Here is a 3,822-nt window from a genome sequence, read left to right as displayed (position 1 = left end):
GCCGGGAGGCGGGGTTCCCGCCGGCGGCGCGGATGGCGTCGCTGACCGCGACCCCGGCGGCGATCCGGGAGCTGCTGGCGGACGCGCGGCTTCCGGACGGGGCGGAGGTGCTCGGGCCGGTGCCCGTGCCGAGGCAGCCGGGTGCGGAGGGGCCGGAGAAGGAGCGCGCCCTCGTCCGGGTGCCGCGCGCGGCGGGGCCCGCGCTCGCGCGCGCGCTCAAGGAGGCCCAGGGCGTCCGCAGCGCGCGCAAGGCGGCCGAGACCGTCCGCGTCCAGGTCGACCCTCTCGAACTCATCTGATCCCGGCGAGGGCGTCCGTCCCGGAGCGGATCGCGGCGGCGCGGCGCGGCTGTGCGCGGAGTTGGCCCCCGCGGGAGGCGCGGGCCAATAGGGTTCTCGGGTGGCCGACAACTGGGTGGAGACGACCGCGGGCGACCTGCGGCGCTGGGCGGACGAACGCGGCGAGAAGATCGACGGGCAGGGCGCTCAGCTGCTGCTCGACCTCGCCGGGCGCGAGATGGGGCTGGAGGGCCCGGACGCCCTCACCCCCGCCGCGCTGCGCGGGCTGCTGCTGGAGGTGTTCCCGGACACGGTGGTCGCGGGCGCCGACGAGGTGCCGTCCGTGCTGGACACGCTGCGCGCCATCGCGGCGTTCCTCGGCGACACCGGGGTCGTGCCCGGCGAGCGCGCCGCGGAGCTGGCCGCCGAGATCGAGCGGCTCGCCCCGGAGTTCACCGAGGTGGTCGCCGCGACCGACAGCGCCGAGCGGCAGGTCGCCGCGGAGGTCGTCGCCGGGCTGATGGACGCCGACGGGATCTCCCTCGACGACCAGCCCGCCGTCGAGGAGTGGATGCGGGAGTTCGAGGCGCTGCCCGACGAGGAGCGCTACGCCCGCGCCGAGGAGTACCTGCGCCGCACCGAGGACCTCGTCGTCCCGCCGGTCCGGCTGGCCCCGGTGGCGGACCTGGCGGACGCGGCGCGCCGCTCCGGGCTGACCGCCGAGATCCGCGCGCTGGCCGAGTGGACGGGCGAGCGGGCGCTCACCGAGCTGGACGAGCTGACCGCGGCCGACGCCGAGGCCGCGGTCGCCGCGCTCGGCCTCGCCACGCCGCGCCGCCTCCCCGACGTCGAGGTCGGCGACCAGACCGACCTGCCGGAGCTCGACCGGCTCTGGTGGGCCGCGACCGAGGCCGGGGTGATCCGCGCGGAGGCCGGCAAGGCCGCGGCGGGCCCGGCGCTGCAGGACCTCGACTCCGGCGACGACGAGCGCGTGCTGCGCCTCTGGCTGCGGCTGCTGGACTCCGTCGCCGTCCCCGAGCACGACCCGTCCGACGGGCTCGACGCGATCGAGCTGGTCCAGAACGAGCTGACCGGCGTGCTGATCCACCTGTACGAGCAGGAGGAGCCCGCCACCCCGGACGAGCTGGCCGACGCGCTGCTCGGCCACGTCGCCGAGGCCTACGAGATCTCCGACGAGCGGTCCCTGGCGACGGCGGTGCGCGACGCGCTCGTCCTCGAACTGGACGACCTGGCCCGCTGGGGCGTCGTCGAGCCCGCCGGCGACGGGGGCCGCGCGCTCACCCCGCTCGGCGTGTGGGGCGTGCGGGAGCTGCTGCTGTCGGACGGGTTCACCGCGCCGGTCGTCGGGGAGCTCGCCGGCGCGCCGGCCGCCGAGCTGGTCGCCGGGCTCGCCTGGCACCGGCCCGAGACCGCCGACGAGGAGATCGACGGGTGGCTCGCCTCCCACGACGTCAAGGACGCCGCCGCCGACCTGCTGGACGTGATGCGCGGCGGCGGGCCGGGCGCCCGCAACCTCGCCGCCGCCGTCCTGCACCGCGTCGGCCCGGAGGCCGCGCCGGTGGTGCGGGCCGCGCAGGAGCACCCGCTCGTGTCGCCGTACGCGGCGCTCTGGCTGAACGCGGCGGGCGACCCGGCCGGCCGGGAGCTGTCCCGCACCGAGTACCTGTGGGTGTTCGTCGACACCGTCGCCGGCATGCTGGAGACCGCCGAACCGGAGGAGGCCGTCGCGGCCGCGCTGGTCGACGCGCCGCCCGGGGCGGAGATGCGGGAGATGGTGGACGAGCTGTGGCGCACCGACCACCCGGGCGTCGCGGACGTCCTGGAGGCGCTCGGCGACCACCATCCCGACAAGGCGACCGCCAAGGCCGCCCGCACCGCCGCCTACAAGGCCCGCTCGGCGGGGGCCGCCGGGAACGGCGGCGTGTGAGGTCCGCGTGATCCCTCCGTAGACTGGAGGCCGCGACACCCACGGTCCCGCCCGGCGCGCCCCCACGAGCGGCGCGCGGCGCCCCACCCGCAGGAACGGAGTCCTCGTTGGCAGTCAAGCCCATCCGCCTCTTCGGCGACCCTGTGCTGCGCACGCCCGCGGAGCCGGTGAAGGACTTCGACAAGGAGCTGCGCCAGCTCGTCAAGGACCTCACCGACACGATGATCGACGCTCCCGGGGCGGGCCTGGCGGCGCCCCAGCTCGGCGTGGGCCTGCGCGTGTTCACCTACTACGTCGACGACCGGCTCGGGCACGTGGTGAACCCGACGCTCGACCTGTCGGACGAGCAGGAGACCGACGACGAGGGCTGCCTGTCGCTGCCCGGCCTGGCGTTCCCGACGCCGCGCTCGGTCGGCGTCGTGGCGAAGGGCTTCAACATGCACGGGGAGCCGATCACGCTGGAGGGCACCCACCTGCTGGCCCGCTGCGTCCAGCACGAGACCGACCACCTCGACGGCATCATCTTCATCGACCGGATGGACCCCGAGCAGCGCAAGGCCGCGATGAAGGCGATCCGGGAGGCCGAGTGGTTCGGCGACCCGGCGCCCGTCGTGAAGGAGTCGCCGCACCGGACCTTCGGGAAGGCGATCTAGCCGATGCGCCTCGTCTTCGCGGGAACCCCCGAGACCTCCGTCCCGGCGCTGGACGCGCTGCTCGCGTCCGACCACGAGGTGGCCGCGGTGGTGACCCGGCCGGACGCCCGGTCCGGCCGCGGCCGGCACCTGGAGGCGAGCCCCGTCGCGGTCCGCGCCGCCGAGGCGGGCGTCGAGGTGCTCAAGCCCGCCAAGGCCCGCGACCCGGAGTTCCTCGACCGGCTCCGCGAGATCGCGCCCGACTGCTGCCCGGTCGTCGCCTACGGGGCGCTGCTCCCGCGCGAGGCGCTCGACATCCCCCGGCACGGCTGGGTGAACCTGCACTTCTCGCTGCTGCCCGCGTGGCGCGGCGCGGCGCCCGTCCAGCGGGCGATCCTGCACGGCGACGACGTCACCGGCGCGGCCACGTTCCAGATCGAGGAGGGCCTCGACACCGGCCCGGTCTACGGGGTGCTCACCGAGCCCATCCGCCCCACCGACACCACGGGCGACCTGCTCGGACGGCTCGCCGTCGCGGGCGCCGGCCTGCTGCTCGACACGATGAACGGCATCGAGGCCGGCGTCCTCGAGCCGCGCCCGCAGCCCACCGAGGGCGTGTCGCACGCGGCCAAGCTGACCCCCGAGGACGGCCGCGTCGACTGGCGGACGCCCGCGCTGCACATCGACCGCCTGGTCCGCGCCTGCACGCCCGCGCCCGGCGCGTGGACGACGTTCCGCGACGCCCGCCTCAAGCTCGGCCCGGTGCGCCCCGCCCCCGACGCGGAGGGGCTGGCGCCGGGCGAGCTGCGCGCCGGGAAGAAGGAGGTGCTGGTCGGCACGGCCACGCACCCCGTCGCGCTCGGCGATGTCCATCCGCAGGGCAAGCGCCGCATGGCGGCCGCGGACTGGATCCGCGGCGCCGACCTCACCGACAAGGACGCGTTGCACTGATGCCGCCGACCCG

3 protein-coding genes and 1 pseudogene are annotated in these 3,822 nt (G+C 76.5%); all 4 read left to right on the top strand.

Annotated features, from left to right (window positions below; translation table 11 throughout):
• Nucleotides 1–299, top strand: a pseudogene (locus ABZ914_RS48295) (primosome assembly protein PriA); the annotation flags it as partial.
• Between the two features lie 100 nt (nucleotides 300–399).
• Nucleotides 400–2,226 carry a hypothetical protein gene (locus tag ABZ914_RS48290; RefSeq protein WP_500201347.1) on the top strand — a complete coding sequence of 609 codons (1,827 nt, stop codon included), beginning with the start codon at nucleotides 400–402 and terminating at the stop codon, nucleotides 2,224–2,226.
• A gap of 107 nt (nucleotides 2,227–2,333) precedes the next feature.
• Nucleotides 2,334–2,879, top strand: coding sequence for a peptide deformylase (gene def, locus ABZ914_RS48285; RefSeq protein ID WP_151542021.1), 546 nt, complete (start codon nucleotides 2,334–2,336; stop codon nucleotides 2,877–2,879).
• Between the two features lie 3 nt (nucleotides 2,880–2,882).
• A complete protein-coding gene (gene fmt, locus ABZ914_RS48280) occupies nucleotides 2,883–3,809 on the top strand; it encodes a methionyl-tRNA formyltransferase (RefSeq protein WP_500201346.1) in 927 nt (308 codons plus the stop codon).
• Nucleotides 3,810–3,822 lie beyond the last annotated feature (13 nt).

This window comes from Spirillospora sp. NPDC046719 (assembly GCF_040645715.1).
In the GTDB taxonomy this organism is placed as follows: domain Bacteria; phylum Actinomycetota; class Actinomycetes; order Streptosporangiales; family Streptosporangiaceae; genus Spirillospora.
Note: the sequence above shows the minus strand (reverse complement) of the source record. Positions and strands in the feature narration are given on the sequence as shown.

Bases quoted from the DNA above. Each gene is read 5' to 3' on its own strand.
- fmt (WP_500201346.1), top strand. From the start codon at position 2,883: ATGCGCCTCGTCTTCGCGGGAACCCCCGAGACCTCCGTCCCGGCGCTG.